A 14,866-nucleotide genomic window follows, 5' to 3' on the forward strand; every position below is an offset into this window, starting at 1 on the left:
AATCGGGGCCCTCATCCTATTGATGAGGATAGTGCCTGGTTACGCTTATGAAGCTATCGAGATTGAGCACGGTGGATCAATAGAAGGCACGATCACCCTCGATGGATTAGTGCCTGAACCGAAGGGGTTCAACCTCATTACCTTTCCCGACCCTGCGTATTGTGGTCGCATTTCCAACGGTCGTGGGTGGCGCTTACTCCACGACTTTGTCGTGAGCCCCCTGGGAGGACTGAAGGATGCCATTGTCCTGTTGGAAGGGGTCGAAGCCGGGAAACCGTTCGAGATGTCTGTTCCGTTGATCGAAGCACACGATTGCATGTTCCAGCCGTTTATGACGGTCGTTCGGAACGGGCATGCAGTCGAAGTGATGAATATGGATCCCGTCATGCACGACATTCAAGGGTATGAAACATCGATTGAGGCTGGTGCGCGTGTCTTGTTTAACACACCGCTTGTCATGAACCATCAGCATCGACGAGGAGATCTCCATGCGATGCATAACCATGCTCCAGGCAAATCACTGGTCGGGCCAATTTATCTGAATAAGGGCCGCCGTACCTTTTATATGCAATGCGGATTTCACGCCTATATGGAAAGTTGGGCGATGGCGGTGAACAATCCCTATTATGCGCTGACCGACGCTGAAGGGAGGTTCAAGATCGATCAGATTCCTCCTGGTACCTATCAGTTGGTGGTCTGGCATCCACAGACCGGACCAGGCACCACGAAATCCATCGTGGTGCGCCCCGATGGTAAACTTGTCGAGCAACTCTCAGTGCCTGCTCCGAAGGGGAATCGATCGGCATATCGAGTGATGGACAACCCACGATTTGGTCTGGAATCGTTGGGGTATTCCATCGATATCAAACCACTACTCGAACATCAGCATTGACAGCCGATGCTTCTCTACGCTGCGAGGAACGCCTGCAGCTTGGTGGTGTGTGCGTTCGTCTGTGTCGGTTCGCTGTGTTGGTCAATCTCCAGTTCGCACGGCGACGATCACCTTTCCGGTGTATTGGAATTTTCCGGTACGCTCATTAAGCAAGTCAATGGAAAGCAATATCGGGCACAAGTGTTTGCCAAGGGCGATTGGCTCAGGGTGGAGTATACCTATGCCATTCGAACCGAGCTTGGCTTTGCGGCAATTGAAATCGTTAGGCCGGATATTGGGGAAGTATGGTATGTCCTTCCGCAACGAAAGGAATTGTTGGTGATGCCTTTGACTGAAGATATTCTTCCCGTTCGTCCTGAATTAGTTGGAGAAACCGAGAGAATGGCGGTCGGAGATGACGAGATTGCTGGTCGAGTCGCACGGTTGTTTGATGTTCGAACGGAGCGCCACGGGCACCTCGAACGATTCTATGAATGGATCGATGCAGAGACTGGGATTGTGCTCAAGTTGGTCAGTCAGGACCGTGATTGGTCGTGTGAATATGCGCGAGTGCGTCTGTCGCCTCAGCCCACCATGTACTTCGAAGCGCCACCAGGCTATAGAAAACGACCGAGCACAGCCAATCAGAAGCGGGTGGAGTAGAGGATGATCGCCTTGTTGATTCGACGAGCGGTGTTGACCGTGTTTCCCCTCGCGTGCGTTCTTCTCATCTTCGAACCGGCAGGTGGCGGGACGCAGTCCGAGCTGCAAAAGATTCACGCGTTGTACGACAACGCAGAGTACCCAAAAGTTCTTGAGGAGTTGGCCAAACTGAACACAGAGACATCCGGCGTACTGGACGTTCGCCGACTCAAGATCCGCACGTTGCTGAGGCTCGGCAATCCTAAAGATGCGTTCACGGAATATGACAAGCTGACGCAGTCATTACAGCAGGATGATCGAGTGATGCTTCGAGAGGTGGCTCTTGGATTTGTCGTGGTCCTTACGAAAGATATGCGAGAGCAGATGCGTGGAGCGGCGTATACCGCTCTGAAAGAGTGGCAGAGTCCCGACGCCGTTCCATTCTTCGAGGAGGGCCTCAGTGACGGCTCCGGTCTTATCAGAGCCTTGGCAGCTGAAGGGCTTGCCAAGCTGGAGGCTGGACGCCGCTCGCCGAAATTTCAGCAGGCCCTGGAGGATCAGGCGGCGTTAGTGAAGGAGGCAGTTCTCAAGGGGTTTGCGAAGTCAGATGATGTGTCGGTGGTCGCACTCGTTGAACCGCTGCTCAAGGACCCAGAGGTACGGGTACGTGTGGCGGCTGCCGAGGTCCTCTGTCACCTGAAACGTTCGAAGGGGTGTGACTTACTGTGGCGGTATGCCAAGGCGCTTAATCCCGATGAACGAACCTCGGCGATACGCGCATTGGTCCAGCGTTCAGCAGCACAGGTTTTGCCGGTGCTCCTGGAGGCGAGCGAACACACGCAGCCGTCGGTGCGTGGGGCCGCCGCGACAGGGCTTGGCCATATGTCGGCGGTGGAGGCATTGCCCGTACTGACACGACTGCTGCGGGATCCGCTCCCGCCGGTGCGAATCGCCGCCGCGGTCAGCTTAGGACAGATGCATGGTGTGGACGCACGGTCGCCATTGACCAAAGCGCTCGAGGAGCATGACCCCGCAGTCAGAGCGTTCGTCATCGGTTCGCTGCTGGGGCAGGGCGAACGGTATGAGCTTGTGGCCGGCCCAGTCCAGACTCTCAGCACCACGAAAGAGCCGGCTGTGCGTGCCGCTGTGGCACGAGCCTTAGGGCATGCGGTACAATCTAATCGAGACACGGCACGATCGGCGTTGATGCTGCTGATTCAGGATACCGTGCCACGAGTACGGATTGCGGCGATCAAGTCCATGGCAAAAATTGAAGGAGTGGATGCGATCTCGCTCCTCAAGCACAGTCTTCACGACGAAGATGATGCCGTCAGGGCAACAGCCGGAGGTGCGCTACTGATTAGTGTTGTGCTGAAAGAATAGGTGCGGGACGTCTTGTTGAGCCGTTGCGCCTATTGGTCTGTTTGGACCGGCGGCGTGTGTCGAGGCTATGGTACGAGGAACCGACTCTGATCTTGTGGAAGGGGTGTCGTCCGATGATGGTTCGAATTCTTGCTGGGTTAGCTTTGTTGTGTCTTGGGCTCAATGGTTCTCTTTTGTTTGCAAATGAACAATCGGCTCGCAATCTGGTTGAGCTGTCGACGAGCAAGGACGGGGCCCCGATGATCATAGTGCCGGCTGGCTCGTTTCCAATGGGTGTACCTGATGGAGATCGAGACGGGGGGCGGGATGAATATCCTCGTCATGAGGTATTTGTCGACACGTTTGCGATCGACAAGTTTGAAGTGACAAACGGTCTCTATCTGGGCTTCGTCAAGGCCACTGGACATCGCGTGCCACAAAATCCAACAAATCCTACGAGAAATCTTTGGCACGGTGACACCATTACAGAGTCACTTGCCGAGCGTCCTGTGATCAATGTTGATTGGTTGGACGCGGACGCTTACTGCAAATGGGCGGGAAAGCGACTCCCGACGGAAGCCGAGTGGGAAAAGACAGCCAAAGGAACGTCCGACAGGCGATTTCCATGGGGGAATGTGGAGCCAACCGCTAAGCACCTCAATTATAATCAACGCTGGATTGGCGAGAAGACCCTCATGCCTGTTGGAAGTTATGAGGCGGGGAAGAGCCCATTTGGCGCATATGATATGGCCGGTAACGTCTGGGAATGGGTCAATGACTGGTATGACACCCAGTATTATGAGAAGAGCCCACAGAAGAACCCGAAAGGTCCAGATGCTGGTGTGAAGAAGGTTATTCGTGGCGCAGGATGGCAAAACGAAACGCCCACCGTCCGCATTTTTACCCGTGTCGAGAGCGATCCGACGGGTCGCAATGAATCGACAGGATTCCGGTGTGCAGCCGATGTTCCGCTGAAATAGTCAGCGAAGGCTCACCAGAATCCGTGCCTTCCCCCTGCGTGCTCAGGCGATCACACCCTGAGCCTACAGCCGTGCCACATCATCTTGATCCGGACCGTTTTCGTTGGGATAAGACGATGCAGCGGTGGTTTAGTTTAGTGCTTCCGGTGAAGTCTTCGCATCTCGTGCACAACGGAAGCCGAGCCAATTCATCTTTGTGCCGGGGTCTGTTCCGTTGCGTTGCGCGGCTCGTACGCTCGGCGTGCTGTCGACCCAGCTGCCGCCACGGAAGCTCCGCTGGGTTCCCTTTTCTGGTCCCTTCGGATTCTGGTCGGGTGCCGTCGCATAGTATTTGGAGTCATACCAGTCGGCGACCCACTCGGCCACATTCCCGGACATCTGAAAAGCCATGTACGGACTCACGGCATTGTCGTACTTGTCGACAGAAATAATCGGTGGATAGAGCAAGAGGCGCTCGGGGCGATCACGTACGGGGCCTGACAGACCAGTCCGTCCGAAGTTCGATCTCGACAATCCAGCCATCTGATTGCCCCAGGGATAGATACGTCCATCTTCCCCACGCGCGGATTTTTCCCATTCTGCTTCGGTTGGGAGCCGTTTGCCGGCCCATCGACAGTAGGCATCGGCTTCAGTCCAGGATATATGCATGACGGGATGATTCGACATCGTTTCTTGGAAGTTTCCGCCGTCATACTGCCAGTCGATCAGAGGCGGCAGATCATGAGCCAGGACGTATTTTAGAAATTGGACGGTTGTGACTTCAAATTTGTCAATTTCGTAGGCGTCTAGATAGACTTTGCGCTGCGGGAGTTCGGCTTGGTAGGCGTTCCGATCAACCTTCTTGTCGCTTCCCATTAAAAACTCGCCGGCAGGAATCATGATCATGTCGTCATGCGCCGGCAGCTTGGCTCGCTCCTCCGCCAGTCGTTTTCCTTCGGGCGTCCATTGCCGGACGACATCAGCCACGTCCAATGCAAGTGCTCCGCCCACAGCGATCAGTCCCGTTAGTGTCATACCTAAGGCGATTCGATAAACTCGCACGATCCATCCTCCTTCTAATATTACATATGAGGTTCGTTCTGTTGGGGCTCCGGCGTATCAAACGCTTCCAGCGGCTGAAAGTTCACAGGTAGATTAAACAGGTAGTCTGAAACCGAGCGCATTTTTACGTGCTGATACTCGACGATCCAGCTGCCGTCTTTCTTGGCAAGTTTCATGGGGAACTGGATATCTGTGGCAACCCATTGGTAGTAGGCATCGACTCGCTCCCCTTGCTTCGTCGTGACCTCATACAGCACCGTGGGATGTCCTTCGCGTACTTCTGAACCGATTTCCTGCCTGGCGACTTCTCCCTCCAGCCGTTCACTGACTCTCAGGTCATGGTCTGGGCTATAGGGAATGGTCTTGAAGTGTTTCATTCTTGAAAGTAAGAGCCAAACGATCTGCTTGTCCTTCCGCACGATGCTGACGTTCACTGGTCCCGTGCTATGGTGTTCGATCCGCCACATGGCGTCCCGGTAGTAGATGTAGGCTTTGTGCTGCTTCTCATTGATCTTCGTCACCTGATCGGCGGTAAACTCAAGGCCTGAAGCCTCCTGTCCAAACAGCAGCACAGTCCACACAAGCGCGAATACCAACCAAAGCTGGCGCATCGGGCAAGATCCTACCATAAGAATCGGCGTATTTTCCTCACTGGTCGTCGACAGGTTCGTATGGATATTCTGCAGAGTGGTGTTGAGTAGGAGTCTATCGTTACGGGAGTGGAGACGTCGATGATCGTGCGCACCGGAACCCAATCGTGGCCGAACGTTGATCCGGAGCTGCCCCGCCTCTGGTCGCGGATCGGAGCATCACTTGCTTACTTTTCCAGGAGCCTCCGCGAACGCCTTTATAGCGCCCTGCAGTTGGGCCTGGTGGATTACGCTCCGGCATATACGCATAGTAGTCGAAGCCGAACCAGTCCTGTACCCATTCAGCGACGTTCCCTGCCATATGGTGAAGGCCATAGGGACTCTTCCCGGCTTCATGTGAATCGACGGCGGCCAGAATGGGGATTTCATGAACATGATGTTGCCCAAACATGGCGAGGCTGGAGGTGGGAGCCGCTTCGCCCCATGGGTAGAGGGTACCCGCAGAGCCGCGTGCGGCCTTTTCCCATTCGGCTTCCGTCGGAAGTCTTGCACGTTTATCCCTGCAAAGTCCATTTGCCTCAGCCCAGGTCACATAGAGTGCGGGCCAGCGGGTCAGAGTCTGGTCTGAAACGAAATGGACGGTAATGACGTGCCAGATGAGGTGCTGTAGCTTATGGGAGGGGTACAGATTCTTCCTCTGTAGATAGGAAAGGTATTCCCCGAGGCTTACTTCCTCACGATCGATTTCATAGGCCTCCAACCAGACCTGATGCTGAGGGAGTTCCGTATCATCGAACTGTGTCCACTGTCCATACGGATCACCATCGACTCTCTTGGAACCGAGTAAAAATGAACCGGCAGGGATGGTCACCGTCGGTGATGGTTGGGCCAGCCCAGCGATCCGAGTCAAGTGCTTGGCCAGTTCCGGTGCGGGTTTTGATTCAGATGCCGCCATACTGGGGCATGGCATGATGAGAAGGAGAAGAATGGAGATTCCAGACCACGTGCAACTGTTCTGCATCAAGCTGTATCCAGGATATTCATAGTGGGCTCTTCTATGTGAGACTATAAGCTCGGGGTCAATGTCTTACAAGAGAGGCGGAGTGCATTCCATCCACTATCATGAGGGCTGAATTGAACGAGAGTGATGGGGTATGCTGGTACGATTGTTAGGGGGGAAAGGCTCCTGTTTCTATTTCACTGTGGTCCCATATGAAGGGCCTTTTGAAAGGATTGTCGAATGAGTGATCTCGCCTCTTCTCGATCTCGGTGTGCGGGGCTATTCACGCTCGTTGTAGCTGTTGTATCGATGATGCCCAGTCTTGAGCTGAGAGCCGAAACGACGCCGCTCAGCCAAGACGTGTTTCAACGAGCGAGACAGGTGACGGTGGGAATTCTGGCAGACACCCAAGATCAACGAACCCCGGAGAAGCCAGGAAAAGTTGCTGTTCGGGGCACAGGCTTTCATCTGCGAGACGGGTATGTGGTTACAGCCAGACATGCTGCGGAAAAGCATGATCCGACGACTGGGACTCTCCTCCAGAAGCGAATTCGTATACTGACCAATGATCTGCATGAACTTCCAGCCGATCTCGTTGGTGACAGTGCCTTTATGGATGTCGTGCTCTATCGAGTGAGTGAACAGCATCGCTCGAAGCTACAGGCTGGGACGTCATTTGCTACGGAGGACGTTTCACCAGGAATGGAAGTGTTTACTGTCGGTTATCCGCTTGGCTGGGGGCCGACCATGGCATTCGGGCGGATCGGAAACACCAATACATTCTTGCAAACCGTCGATACCCGCCTTATGCAGGCGGACCTTTCGGCATGCAGCGGAAACTCGGGAGGCGGACTGTTTAATGCGCAAGGAGAAGTTGTCGGCATTCTGCATGCCGTGATCCAAACCGATAAAGAAGAAACCCAGACGTATTGTAGCCGTATGACTTTTGCCATTCCGGGAAGCCTCGCCGAGCGTATCGTCCAAGCCGCTCTTTCAGGGAAGCCTTTTACGTTTTCAAAACTCGGGATCCATATGACATCGGTGAAAGATGGCACGAGGTTGCGCGTGGCGGTCAAAGATGTCGCGGAGCCGGCGAAGACGGCAGGGATTCAGAAGCACGATATCTTGCTGGCGATCGAGGACACAGAAATTCTCGACGGTGCGCAGCTTAAAAACTATCTCATCGAGCACACGACCCCAGGCCAAAGGGTTTCCGTCAAAGTTCGCCGAATCGATGCCGACCTGACGTTTCATGTGGTGTTAGGTGGAGGATGACCGTGTTCTTTCGGCGTAAACGTGATCATGAATCCAAGGAACTGGCCATTTTGAACCATTGTTATCGGCACGAATGGATCACCGTGTCGCAATCCAGTGACCTGCGTATCTCGATGCTGACCATTGGGGCAGACGGATAAGCAGCATTCGTGGCGTATCCTCTCGAAGCGGCGGCAATATCTTGAAGCCCCGATCGTGGCCGGCCATTTATTGTCGGTGAATGAGACGATGGACGGAAAGGTCTCGCGCGAGTTCGTGGAGAACGAGACGTTGAACGGCTATCCTACGGAGTTGTTCGAGGTCACGGTTGCTGAACAGGGTGAAACACGTCAACATGATCGGTGGGTAACCAAGGCCGAGCGGTTTCCACTCAAGACGGTGAGTAAGCAGGGGAAGTGGTCGGAGGAGTTTCGTCGAGTGATCTTCACAGAGCAATCTCCGTTTCTCTTCGAACTTCCACGATGGCTGGATAACGCGAATCCATCCGCCGATACGCAACCGTAGTCGCATGACCGGAGGAAACATGAGACAGGCAATGATGAGCGCATTATGGGCAGCGGGCTGTATGTCGGCCTTTCTGACAATCGGACATGGAACCGATGCCGGGGCCTATGAGTCGGCACCGGTGGTGGACGGAGGGACGGTGCGGGGGACGGTCACGTTCAAGGGCATCGTGCCCGAGCCGAAGGAATTCCAGTTGCGCCGCTCCCCGGACAGCGAGTTTTGCGGGGCGCTGTCCGATGGCAATGGGCATCGGCTCCTGAAGGAAGTTACGATCGGGCCGGAGGGGGGACTCAAGGATGTGGTCGTCCTCGTGGAAGGCATCCAGAAAGGGAAGCCGTTTACCTTCACCGATGCCGAAGTAGAAGCCAGTCTCTGTCAGTTCCTGCCCTTCGTGACGGTGGTGAGCGACAATCGCCGCATCACGGTGTTTAATCGTGATCCGGTGCCCCACGACATTCAAGGCTATGCGTACGATCAAGCCGGCGTCGATATCGTTCTCCAACGGCCTGCGTTGCACGGGAGCGGGACTACCGATGTCGTGCAGCTGGTCAAAGGGCGAAAAGCGTTTACCATGCAGTGCGGCATGCATCCCTACATGCAGAACTGGGGCTATGCGATCGATAATCCGTATTATGGGGTCACGGGCCCCACTGGTTCGTTCGCCATCGGCGATCTCCCAGCCGGGACGTATCACATCAAGGCCTGGCATCCGATCCTCGGAAGCCAAGAGCGGGACATTACCGTCAAGCCCAATGAGACGGTGTCACTCGATCTGTGGTTTGAAGCCAAGTGATGGGGTGGGGGTGTGAGGTTCGCCTCACCTTTGGGCTTGCCAAGTAGTGATAGTATCCTTGCAATACGAGAGGGACGAGGCGTGGAGCCGACCAGCAGTTTGACGTTATAGCGTTGCGCAGCGATGCAAGCGATCCATGATCGCGACCCCCAACCCTTCTTCCTGACAAGGCTCCGCATAGATTCGATCTAGACCAAGGGAGTCCAGCCTTCGCAATGCTGCAAACAGATGGCGTGCGGCTTCCCTTAGATCGCCGGTTGAAGAAAGAACTTCAACGGCAGCAAAGCGATCGTCGGTGTCTCTTGCATGCGAGTGGATGAGTAAGCCCGTGCGCACGCCATCTTTCAGGATTGGCCTTGCTCCAGCTGAGGCTAAGATCGTCAGTGGTGTCTGCGTTGCGTAGTGGCGTGATAATTGACCAGGCGCGATTGGTGTGTGATTCACAGACACCGATCGACGAATAGCACCGATGACGGCACTGAGTTGTTCGATGGTGATGCTGCCTGGGCGCAACAACTCGGGCTGTGATCCTGCCAGTGAAACAATCGTCGATTCAACTCCAATCGGACATGGTCCGTCATCAAGTATGAGGTCGACGGTACTCCCAAGCCCAGCAGCAACGTGCTGAGCCGTTGTTGGACTGACATAGCCGAATAGATTGGCGCTGGGGGCTGCGATCGGGGTGCCTGCCTCTCGAATAAGACTCTGTGCCACCGGATGGTTTGGCATTCTCACTGCAACCGTCGAGAGCCCAGCGGTGATGAGATCTGGGACGGCAGTTTGTTTCGGTAAGATCAATGTGAGCGGGCCTGGCCAGAAGTGATCCATAAGCTGTTGAGCAAGAGGTGGGACGAATTCCACCAGAGTCTCTAACTGTTTCCGATCGGCGATGTGAACGATGAGCGGGTCGAACTGAGGACGTTGTTTAGCTTCAAAGATCTTCGCGGCTGCCTCAGCATTCATCGCATCGCAGCCGAGTCCATAGACCGTTTCGGTCGGAAACGCGACGAGTCCACCTGTTTTGATGATTCTTCCCGCTCGTCGAATGGATTCAGCATCTGATGCCGAGCGGATGGCGCCCTTCACATGATTATTCTCTCTCTCCATAGGAAGACTGCACAGCGGCCTGATCGTCTACTCCTTCACGGTCATCGTAATCCTGATCGGATCGAGTGGGTTGTCTCGCTCGTCACGAGAGACACCGACAATCTTGTCGACGACGTCGATCCCACGAAAGACTTCTCCAAACACTGTGTAGCACCGATCCAACCCGCTGTTGTCTCCGACGCAGATAAAAAACTGTGAGCCGTTATCGTTGAAGTCACGCGTACTATTGCTCTCACGCGGCATTTTCGCCATGGAAACCGCACCGCGCTTGTGTGGGTAGTCATTCGGTTCGGGGGAAAGAAAGTATCCTGGTCCGCCCGTGCCGTGGAGTGCACGCTCGGGAGTTTTACTCAACGGATCGCCACCCTGAATGATGAACCCAGGCACCACACGATGGAACGTGGTGCCGTCATAGAACCCCATCTTGATGAGATTGATGAGGTTCTCCACATGGCGCGGGGCGGCGTCTGGGTAGAAGCGAATCTTGATCTCACCGAATCTCGTGGCGATCGTGACGCGGGGATCCTTCTTTTGAAACTGCATGCTCATAGTCTGACTGTATCAAGGCAGTCTTCTCGATGACAAGGACTGGTGACGACGTTGAGTTCGTGCGATCACGGCTCAGGGCCAGTTTCTGTGAGTCCATCACCTGGGGTGATGCCGAGCCACATAATTCCACCGATAAGGGCCATGATTGCGGCAAAGCCGAGCGAAGCTGGCCATCCCCACTGGTGAGCGAGCCATGGTGTGATCGTAGGCGAAAGGGCGCCGCCGAGATTGGCGCCCATATTCATGAGACCTGACAAGCTACCGGCATGGGTCGGTGACAGATCGCTTGTCGAGGACCAATAGGCGCCGATGGTGAAGTAGAGCCAGCCTGCACCCAATGAGAGGCCGGCGATCGCCAGGTAGGGAGACTCCACGCTCGCACCGAGCGCGATCGAGCTTGCGGCTAACACCATACCTGTCATGCCTACGATCTGGCGACCTTTGGTGATGCCGTGGCGCATCGCTAGCCGATCGGTAACCCATCCGCCGAGTGGACATGAGATAAGAATTGTGAGAAAGGGGGCGGCAGCAAACACCCCACCACTTAAGATAGTGAAGCCACGCGCATTGACGAGGTAAAGATAGAACCATGACATGTAGACGTACGCGACATAGCCGAGACATCCGTAACTCAACGTGAGCCACCACACGCTTGGTGTTTTTCGGAAGGTCGCCCAAGGAATTGATGGCTGGGTGACGGGAACCGACGTCTTGGATTGTCCTGTCTCGTGATCGTGGTGCCATCGGTGACTTGTCGGACGATCAGCGGCCAAGAGCCACCAGATAGCGGCGAGGCCTATCCCTAAGCCGCTCGAAAGGTAAAACGCTACTTGCCAACCATAGTTAACCATGATCCAAGCGGTGAGGGGGGGAGTAATCGCTGCGCCGATTCCGATCCCACCAATGGCGATGCCGATGCCGAGACCGCGTTCATGTGCCGGGAGCCAGTCGGTGACCGCGCGATTAAACGTCGGCAAGGCTGCCGCTTCTCCTACTCCAAGGAGAAATCTGATACAAGCCAGAGCGCCGATCACTCCCAAGGGCCCGGCCAGAAATGATGTCGCCGCGACGGCTGTCCAAGCGGTGAAGCAGGACCACCAGATGAGTGCGATCGTCAGCACGATGCGTATGCCCCAACGATCACTGAGCCAGCCACCGGGGATTTGGAACAGAGCGTACCCGACGACGAATGCGGAGAAGACCAAGCCCATGTCCTGATCGGTCAATCCCAGCGCTGGCATCATTTGCCGCGCGGTGACGGAGATATTGACGCGATCGATGTAGGTCACAACGCTGATAGCAAAGAGGAGGCCGAGAATCAACCAGCGCAGGGGGGAAGGAGGGAAAGATTGAAGGCCCTTCGTGGAGATCGTCTCGCTCACAGTAGTTTCGACCAGAGACACATGGCGTGAGCGTTGTTGAGATTGTGAAGAGGTTTCGGCTCAATCAAATGAATGGCTGCCCCTTCTCGAAGGGGCAGCCATTCAGACGTCTACTTAGTGACGATTTCGAGTAACTCGACTTCGAACACCAACGTGGATCCAGGCTTGATAACCGGCGGTGATCCTGCGTCACCATACGCCAGATTTGAGGGGCAGACGAGCCGACTTTTCCCGCCCACCTTGACCTGTTGGACGCCCTCCGTCCAGCACTTAATGACTTTGTCCAGTGGAAATGTCGCTGGTTCCCCTCGCTTGACGGAACTATCGAAGACTGTCCCATCGGTTAAGGTGCCATGGTAATGGACCTTGACTGTATCCGTTGCCTTTGGTGTGGCCCCGGTTCCAGGCTTGATGGTGGTGATCACGATGCCGGATTCAGTTTTGGTGGCGCCCTTCTCCGAAGCCGCTTTGGTTAGAAATGCGGCTCCTGCCTTCTTCTCACCATCAGCAACCAGCGCCAATCGAGCCTGTTGCAGTTGCTGGATCTTTGGCCCGAATGTTTGGAGGTCAGCTTTGGGGGTGCGCTTCAGTACGCCGTCGGTAAGGCCATTTTTGACCATATCGAGTTCGGCGTCGCTTAGCGAAAAGGTTCCAAGCGATTGGCTAATGGCCAATCCAAGAGCATACAAAGTCTTCTGGTCATCATTCGCTGGATCCTGCGGGGCCGCTAATAACGGTGTCGAGAGAGTGAGAAGCCCTATGGCAAAACATAGTGTACGAATTCGCATGGAGTGGGGATCCTTTCTTATGATGGGCGATGGGTCAATGTCGCACGTAAGGATACGATAGGTTTTCCAAATCTCACAACAGAAATTTCACTAGAAGATTAGGTAGGGCCAGTCAGGCGAGGTTCTATGTTCCACGCAACTATGCCATTGAGCGTGTGGCGGAGAGGGAGGGATTTGAACCCTCGGTAGAGATTTTGTCCCTACGGCGGTTTAGCAAACCGCTGCCTTCGGCCACTCGGCCACCTCTCCACGTCACAATTAATGGATTACGCCGCATCCACAGCGGAAAGTGTCGCCAGGGCGGGAATCACCGACGAAGGGGTATCTTACCTCAGCTGATAGGGAGGGTACAAGAGAGGAGTGCTGTCTTAGAATTGTACGAATGATCATGCTGTAGCCCATATCATTCTGAGCGCAGGCTCTATGGGGAAGAACGTGTGCTTGTGGACAAACGTGTAAGCAATCTGAGCGTGAGGGTGCCCGAGTGATCTCTCATCCTTGGTGTCCAGCTCATCAGTTCAAAGAACTTTTGTCGGAGGCTCGATGGTCGGACTGTGCGTATGGGTTTCTCCTGGAAGGCGCTCGATTGATCTTCGCTATTCAGGAGCGGGATCGCATAACAAAGTTTGGCGTAGCTTGGTCGGACGACACCGCTGAGGATCAGCATGTGAAGTGCCTTCCGTTTTTGTCGTGTGTGCTCTATCTCAGTTTGCAGCGGCATTACGATGATCTCCATTTTCGCGAGCCACACCCACGCTGCCAAAGTCAGATCCACAGGACGCGTTTGAAGTCCGTATCCAGGCTTCGTGGACGGCTGCATTGGCGGCAACGAACAAATAGGCTTGGATTATCTAATGTTCCGGAGGTTCGAAGGACAAGTTGGTATGTCTTTCCTCCACAAAATGGACATGCTTCCTGATGCAGGTTCTGTTGGATCAATTCCCGTGGGTTGATTTGGTTTTCCATTCTTCGTCCCTCTATTCAGTATCCATATTGTGATTCGCCTGGTGTCAGAATAGGGCCCCTGTTGGTATGACGAACATATTGGAATGAGGTTGCTGTCACACGCGAATCATGATCTGTTGGCCTATCTTGACTGATGTTGGTACGTGGTTTTCGTCAGCAGCGACGAATTGTGTAAGCCTCGTCTGGTCTTTGGGTGACACAAGAAGAAGCTCAATCTGGATCCACTCATTCTTGACCCATTGCACCTCCGCTAATTCGATCACGCTAAAAGTGTCTTCATCGGGGAACCACAAGCGGAGCTTGACATAATCACCAGGGCGCAGCTTTGTAGGGTTTAAGATGATTGGGTGAGAGGAGGATAGTTCATACAGGCACCCATCGCCTCTCAAGCCGTGGCCTCCCTTTGACAGCATACAGTCGATCCCAATTTTTGATAGAAGTCCTGCAGGCATGTTCTCTCCTTGTGTGGAAAGTCTGAACAGTAGGGAAACAGTACTACAGGGGGGGAGTGAGGGCTATTACTCTGGTAGGTGGAAAGACCGAACTAAAGAGGCATCAGCATGAGTCACGCACCACATTGGAGTATTAAAAAAATATGTGAATAGTCAATCATTACAGTTATTTACGAATTAGCATTAATGTAACTATTGCAGTAGTTGATAGGCTAGGGATATTCATGAGGCTGTACAGGACTTACTTAATCTGTATGGTCTGTTGTGAGTGGTCGCAGGTTGCGGAAAAATCAACCTTACTCCTGGCTTCGTTGATGAGATCGGCAACAGACCGTCCCTGTTGTATTGCAACAGGTGCCACTTCTGGCAACGGTTTCTCATCATGACCTACAGAATGTACTGCGTCACTGATGATGAAGATCCACGGATCCTCGGGAGTTGCCAGATCCGGTCTGACCTTGATCCTGTCAAAGAAACCTTGCGGAGGTGAGAGGGTAGCCAGGAGGGGAGGAATTATCAAGATCTCCGTTGAAAGTTTCTGAACAACCCCATGGTAATGGTTAC

The 14,866-nt window shown here is 54.3% G+C and carries 15 protein-coding genes and 1 tRNA gene; 7 read left to right on the forward strand and 9 right to left on the reverse strand.

Annotated features, from left to right (window positions below; all coding sequences use genetic code 11):
• Positions 1-22: 22 nt before the first annotated feature.
• The 4 genes from E8D52_16360 to E8D52_16375 all read left to right on the forward strand — a co-directional run bounded on the left by E8D52_16360 (position 23) and on the right by E8D52_16375 (position 3,855).
• On the forward strand, positions 23-892 hold the full coding sequence (locus E8D52_16360; protein TKB66369.1) for a carboxypeptidase regulatory-like domain-containing protein: 870 nt from the start codon (positions 23-25) through the stop codon (positions 890-892).
• 6 nt (positions 893-898) lie between these two features.
• Positions 899-1,534 (forward strand): hypothetical protein, encoded by a 636-nt coding sequence (locus E8D52_16365; GenBank protein TKB65957.1) that lies wholly within the window; start codon positions 899-901, stop codon positions 1,532-1,534.
• A gap of 3 nt (positions 1,535-1,537) precedes the next feature.
• Complete coding sequence (locus E8D52_16370; GenBank protein TKB65958.1) at positions 1,538-2,896, forward strand: hypothetical protein; 1,359 nt, start codon at positions 1,538-1,540, stop codon at positions 2,894-2,896.
• A gap of 113 nt (positions 2,897-3,009) precedes the next feature.
• Entirely contained in the window at positions 3,010-3,855 is an 846-nt protein-coding gene (locus E8D52_16375; protein ID TKB65959.1) for a formylglycine-generating enzyme family protein, read from the forward strand.
• Between the two features lie 129 nt (positions 3,856-3,984).
• Here the strand turns inward: E8D52_16375 and E8D52_16380 are convergent, their stop codons facing one another.
• From E8D52_16380 to E8D52_16390, 3 genes are all read right to left on the reverse strand, one after another.
• Positions 3,985-4,869, reverse strand: coding sequence for a formylglycine-generating enzyme family protein (locus E8D52_16380; protein ID TKB66370.1), 885 nt, complete (start codon positions 4,867-4,869; stop codon positions 3,985-3,987).
• 47 nt (positions 4,870-4,916) lie between these two features.
• Positions 4,917-5,507 (reverse strand): hypothetical protein, encoded by a 591-nt coding sequence (locus tag E8D52_16385; protein ID TKB65960.1) that lies wholly within the window; start codon positions 5,505-5,507, stop codon positions 4,917-4,919.
• A 100-nt stretch (positions 5,508-5,607) separates the two neighbouring features.
• Positions 5,608-6,507 (reverse strand): formylglycine-generating enzyme family protein, encoded by a 900-nt coding sequence (locus E8D52_16390; protein TKB65961.1) that lies wholly within the window; start codon positions 6,505-6,507, stop codon positions 5,608-5,610.
• 219 nt (positions 6,508-6,726) lie between these two features.
• Here E8D52_16390 and E8D52_16395 point away from each other — a divergent pair, with 219 nt between their 5' ends.
• From E8D52_16395 to E8D52_16405, 3 genes are all read left to right on the forward strand, one after another.
• Positions 6,727-7,761 (forward strand): serine protease, encoded by a 1,035-nt coding sequence (locus tag E8D52_16395; protein TKB65962.1) that lies wholly within the window; start codon positions 6,727-6,729, stop codon positions 7,759-7,761.
• A gap of 123 nt (positions 7,762-7,884) precedes the next feature.
• The gene (locus tag E8D52_16400; GenBank protein ID TKB65963.1) at positions 7,885-8,265 is read left to right on the forward strand and encodes a hypothetical protein; all 381 of its coding nucleotides are present in this window, start codon (positions 7,885-7,887) and stop codon (positions 8,263-8,265) included.
• Positions 8,266-8,284: 19 nt separating this feature from the next.
• Positions 8,285-9,058 (forward strand): carboxypeptidase regulatory-like domain-containing protein, encoded by a 774-nt coding sequence (locus E8D52_16405; protein ID TKB65964.1) that lies wholly within the window; start codon positions 8,285-8,287, stop codon positions 9,056-9,058.
• Positions 9,059-9,163: 105 nt separating this feature from the next.
• Here E8D52_16405 and E8D52_16410 read toward each other — a convergent pair whose 3' ends face one another.
• The 6 genes from E8D52_16410 to E8D52_16435 form a co-directional block, all read right to left on the reverse strand.
• Positions 9,164-10,165, reverse strand: coding sequence for a threonylcarbamoyl-AMP synthase (locus E8D52_16410; protein TKB65965.1), 1,002 nt, complete (start codon positions 10,163-10,165; stop codon positions 9,164-9,166).
• 27 nt (positions 10,166-10,192) lie between these two features.
• A complete protein-coding gene (locus E8D52_16415) occupies positions 10,193-10,714 on the reverse strand; it encodes a peptidylprolyl isomerase (GenBank protein ID TKB65966.1) in 522 nt (173 codons plus the stop codon).
• Positions 10,715-10,779: 65 nt separating this feature from the next.
• On the reverse strand, positions 10,780-12,117 hold the full coding sequence (locus E8D52_16420) for an MFS transporter (protein ID TKB65967.1): 1,338 nt from the start codon (positions 12,115-12,117) through the stop codon (positions 10,780-10,782).
• Between the two features lie 89 nt (positions 12,118-12,206).
• Positions 12,207-12,884, reverse strand: a complete 678-nt coding sequence (locus E8D52_16425) for an FKBP-type peptidyl-prolyl cis-trans isomerase (GenBank protein TKB65968.1) — start codon at positions 12,882-12,884, stop codon at positions 12,207-12,209.
• A gap of 156 nt (positions 12,885-13,040) precedes the next feature.
• Positions 13,041-13,133 (reverse strand) — tRNA-Ser (locus E8D52_16430).
• Between the two features lie 812 nt (positions 13,134-13,945).
• Complete coding sequence (locus E8D52_16435) at positions 13,946-14,302, reverse strand: hypothetical protein (GenBank protein ID TKB65969.1); 357 nt, start codon at positions 14,300-14,302, stop codon at positions 13,946-13,948.
• Between the last annotated feature and the right edge of the window lie 564 nt (positions 14,303-14,866).

This window comes from Nitrospira sp., assembly GCA_005116745.1.
GTDB lineage: Bacteria > Nitrospirota > Nitrospiria > Nitrospirales > Nitrospiraceae > Nitrospira_D.

What these genes read in the sequence shown, in the direction of transcription:
- E8D52_16380 (TKB66370.1), bottom strand. Translation starts at nt 4,869, where the DNA reads ATGACACTAACGGGACTGATCGCTGTGGGCGGAGCACTTGCATTGGAC.
- E8D52_16435 (TKB65969.1), bottom strand. Translation starts at nt 14,302, where the DNA reads ATGCCTGCAGGACTTCTATCAAAAATTGGGATCGACTGTATGCTGTCA.
- E8D52_16370 (TKB65958.1), top strand. Translation starts at nt 1,538, where the DNA reads ATGATCGCCTTGTTGATTCGACGAGCGGTGTTGACCGTGTTTCCCCTC.
- E8D52_16375 (TKB65959.1), top strand. Translation starts at nt 3,010, where the DNA reads ATGATGGTTCGAATTCTTGCTGGGTTAGCTTTGTTGTGTCTTGGGCTC.
- E8D52_16360 (TKB66369.1), top strand. Translation starts at nt 23, where the DNA reads ATGAGGATAGTGCCTGGTTACGCTTATGAAGCTATCGAGATTGAGCAC.
- E8D52_16415 (TKB65966.1), bottom strand. Translation starts at nt 10,714, where the DNA reads ATGAGCATGCAGTTTCAAAAGAAGGATCCCCGCGTCACGATCGCCACG.
- E8D52_16385 (TKB65960.1), bottom strand. Translation starts at nt 5,507, where the DNA reads ATGCGCCAGCTTTGGTTGGTATTCGCGCTTGTGTGGACTGTGCTGCTG.
- E8D52_16395 (TKB65962.1), top strand. Translation starts at nt 6,727, where the DNA reads ATGAGTGATCTCGCCTCTTCTCGATCTCGGTGTGCGGGGCTATTCACG.
- E8D52_16365 (TKB65957.1), top strand. Translation starts at nt 899, where the DNA reads ATGCTTCTCTACGCTGCGAGGAACGCCTGCAGCTTGGTGGTGTGTGCG.
- E8D52_16390 (TKB65961.1), bottom strand. Translation starts at nt 6,507, where the DNA reads ATGCAGAACAGTTGCACGTGGTCTGGAATCTCCATTCTTCTCCTTCTC.
- E8D52_16405 (TKB65964.1), top strand. Translation starts at nt 8,285, where the DNA reads ATGAGACAGGCAATGATGAGCGCATTATGGGCAGCGGGCTGTATGTCG.
- E8D52_16425 (TKB65968.1), bottom strand. Translation starts at nt 12,884, where the DNA reads ATGCGAATTCGTACACTATGTTTTGCCATAGGGCTTCTCACTCTCTCG.
- E8D52_16410 (TKB65965.1), bottom strand. Translation starts at nt 10,165, where the DNA reads ATGGAGAGAGAGAATAATCATGTGAAGGGCGCCATCCGCTCGGCATCA.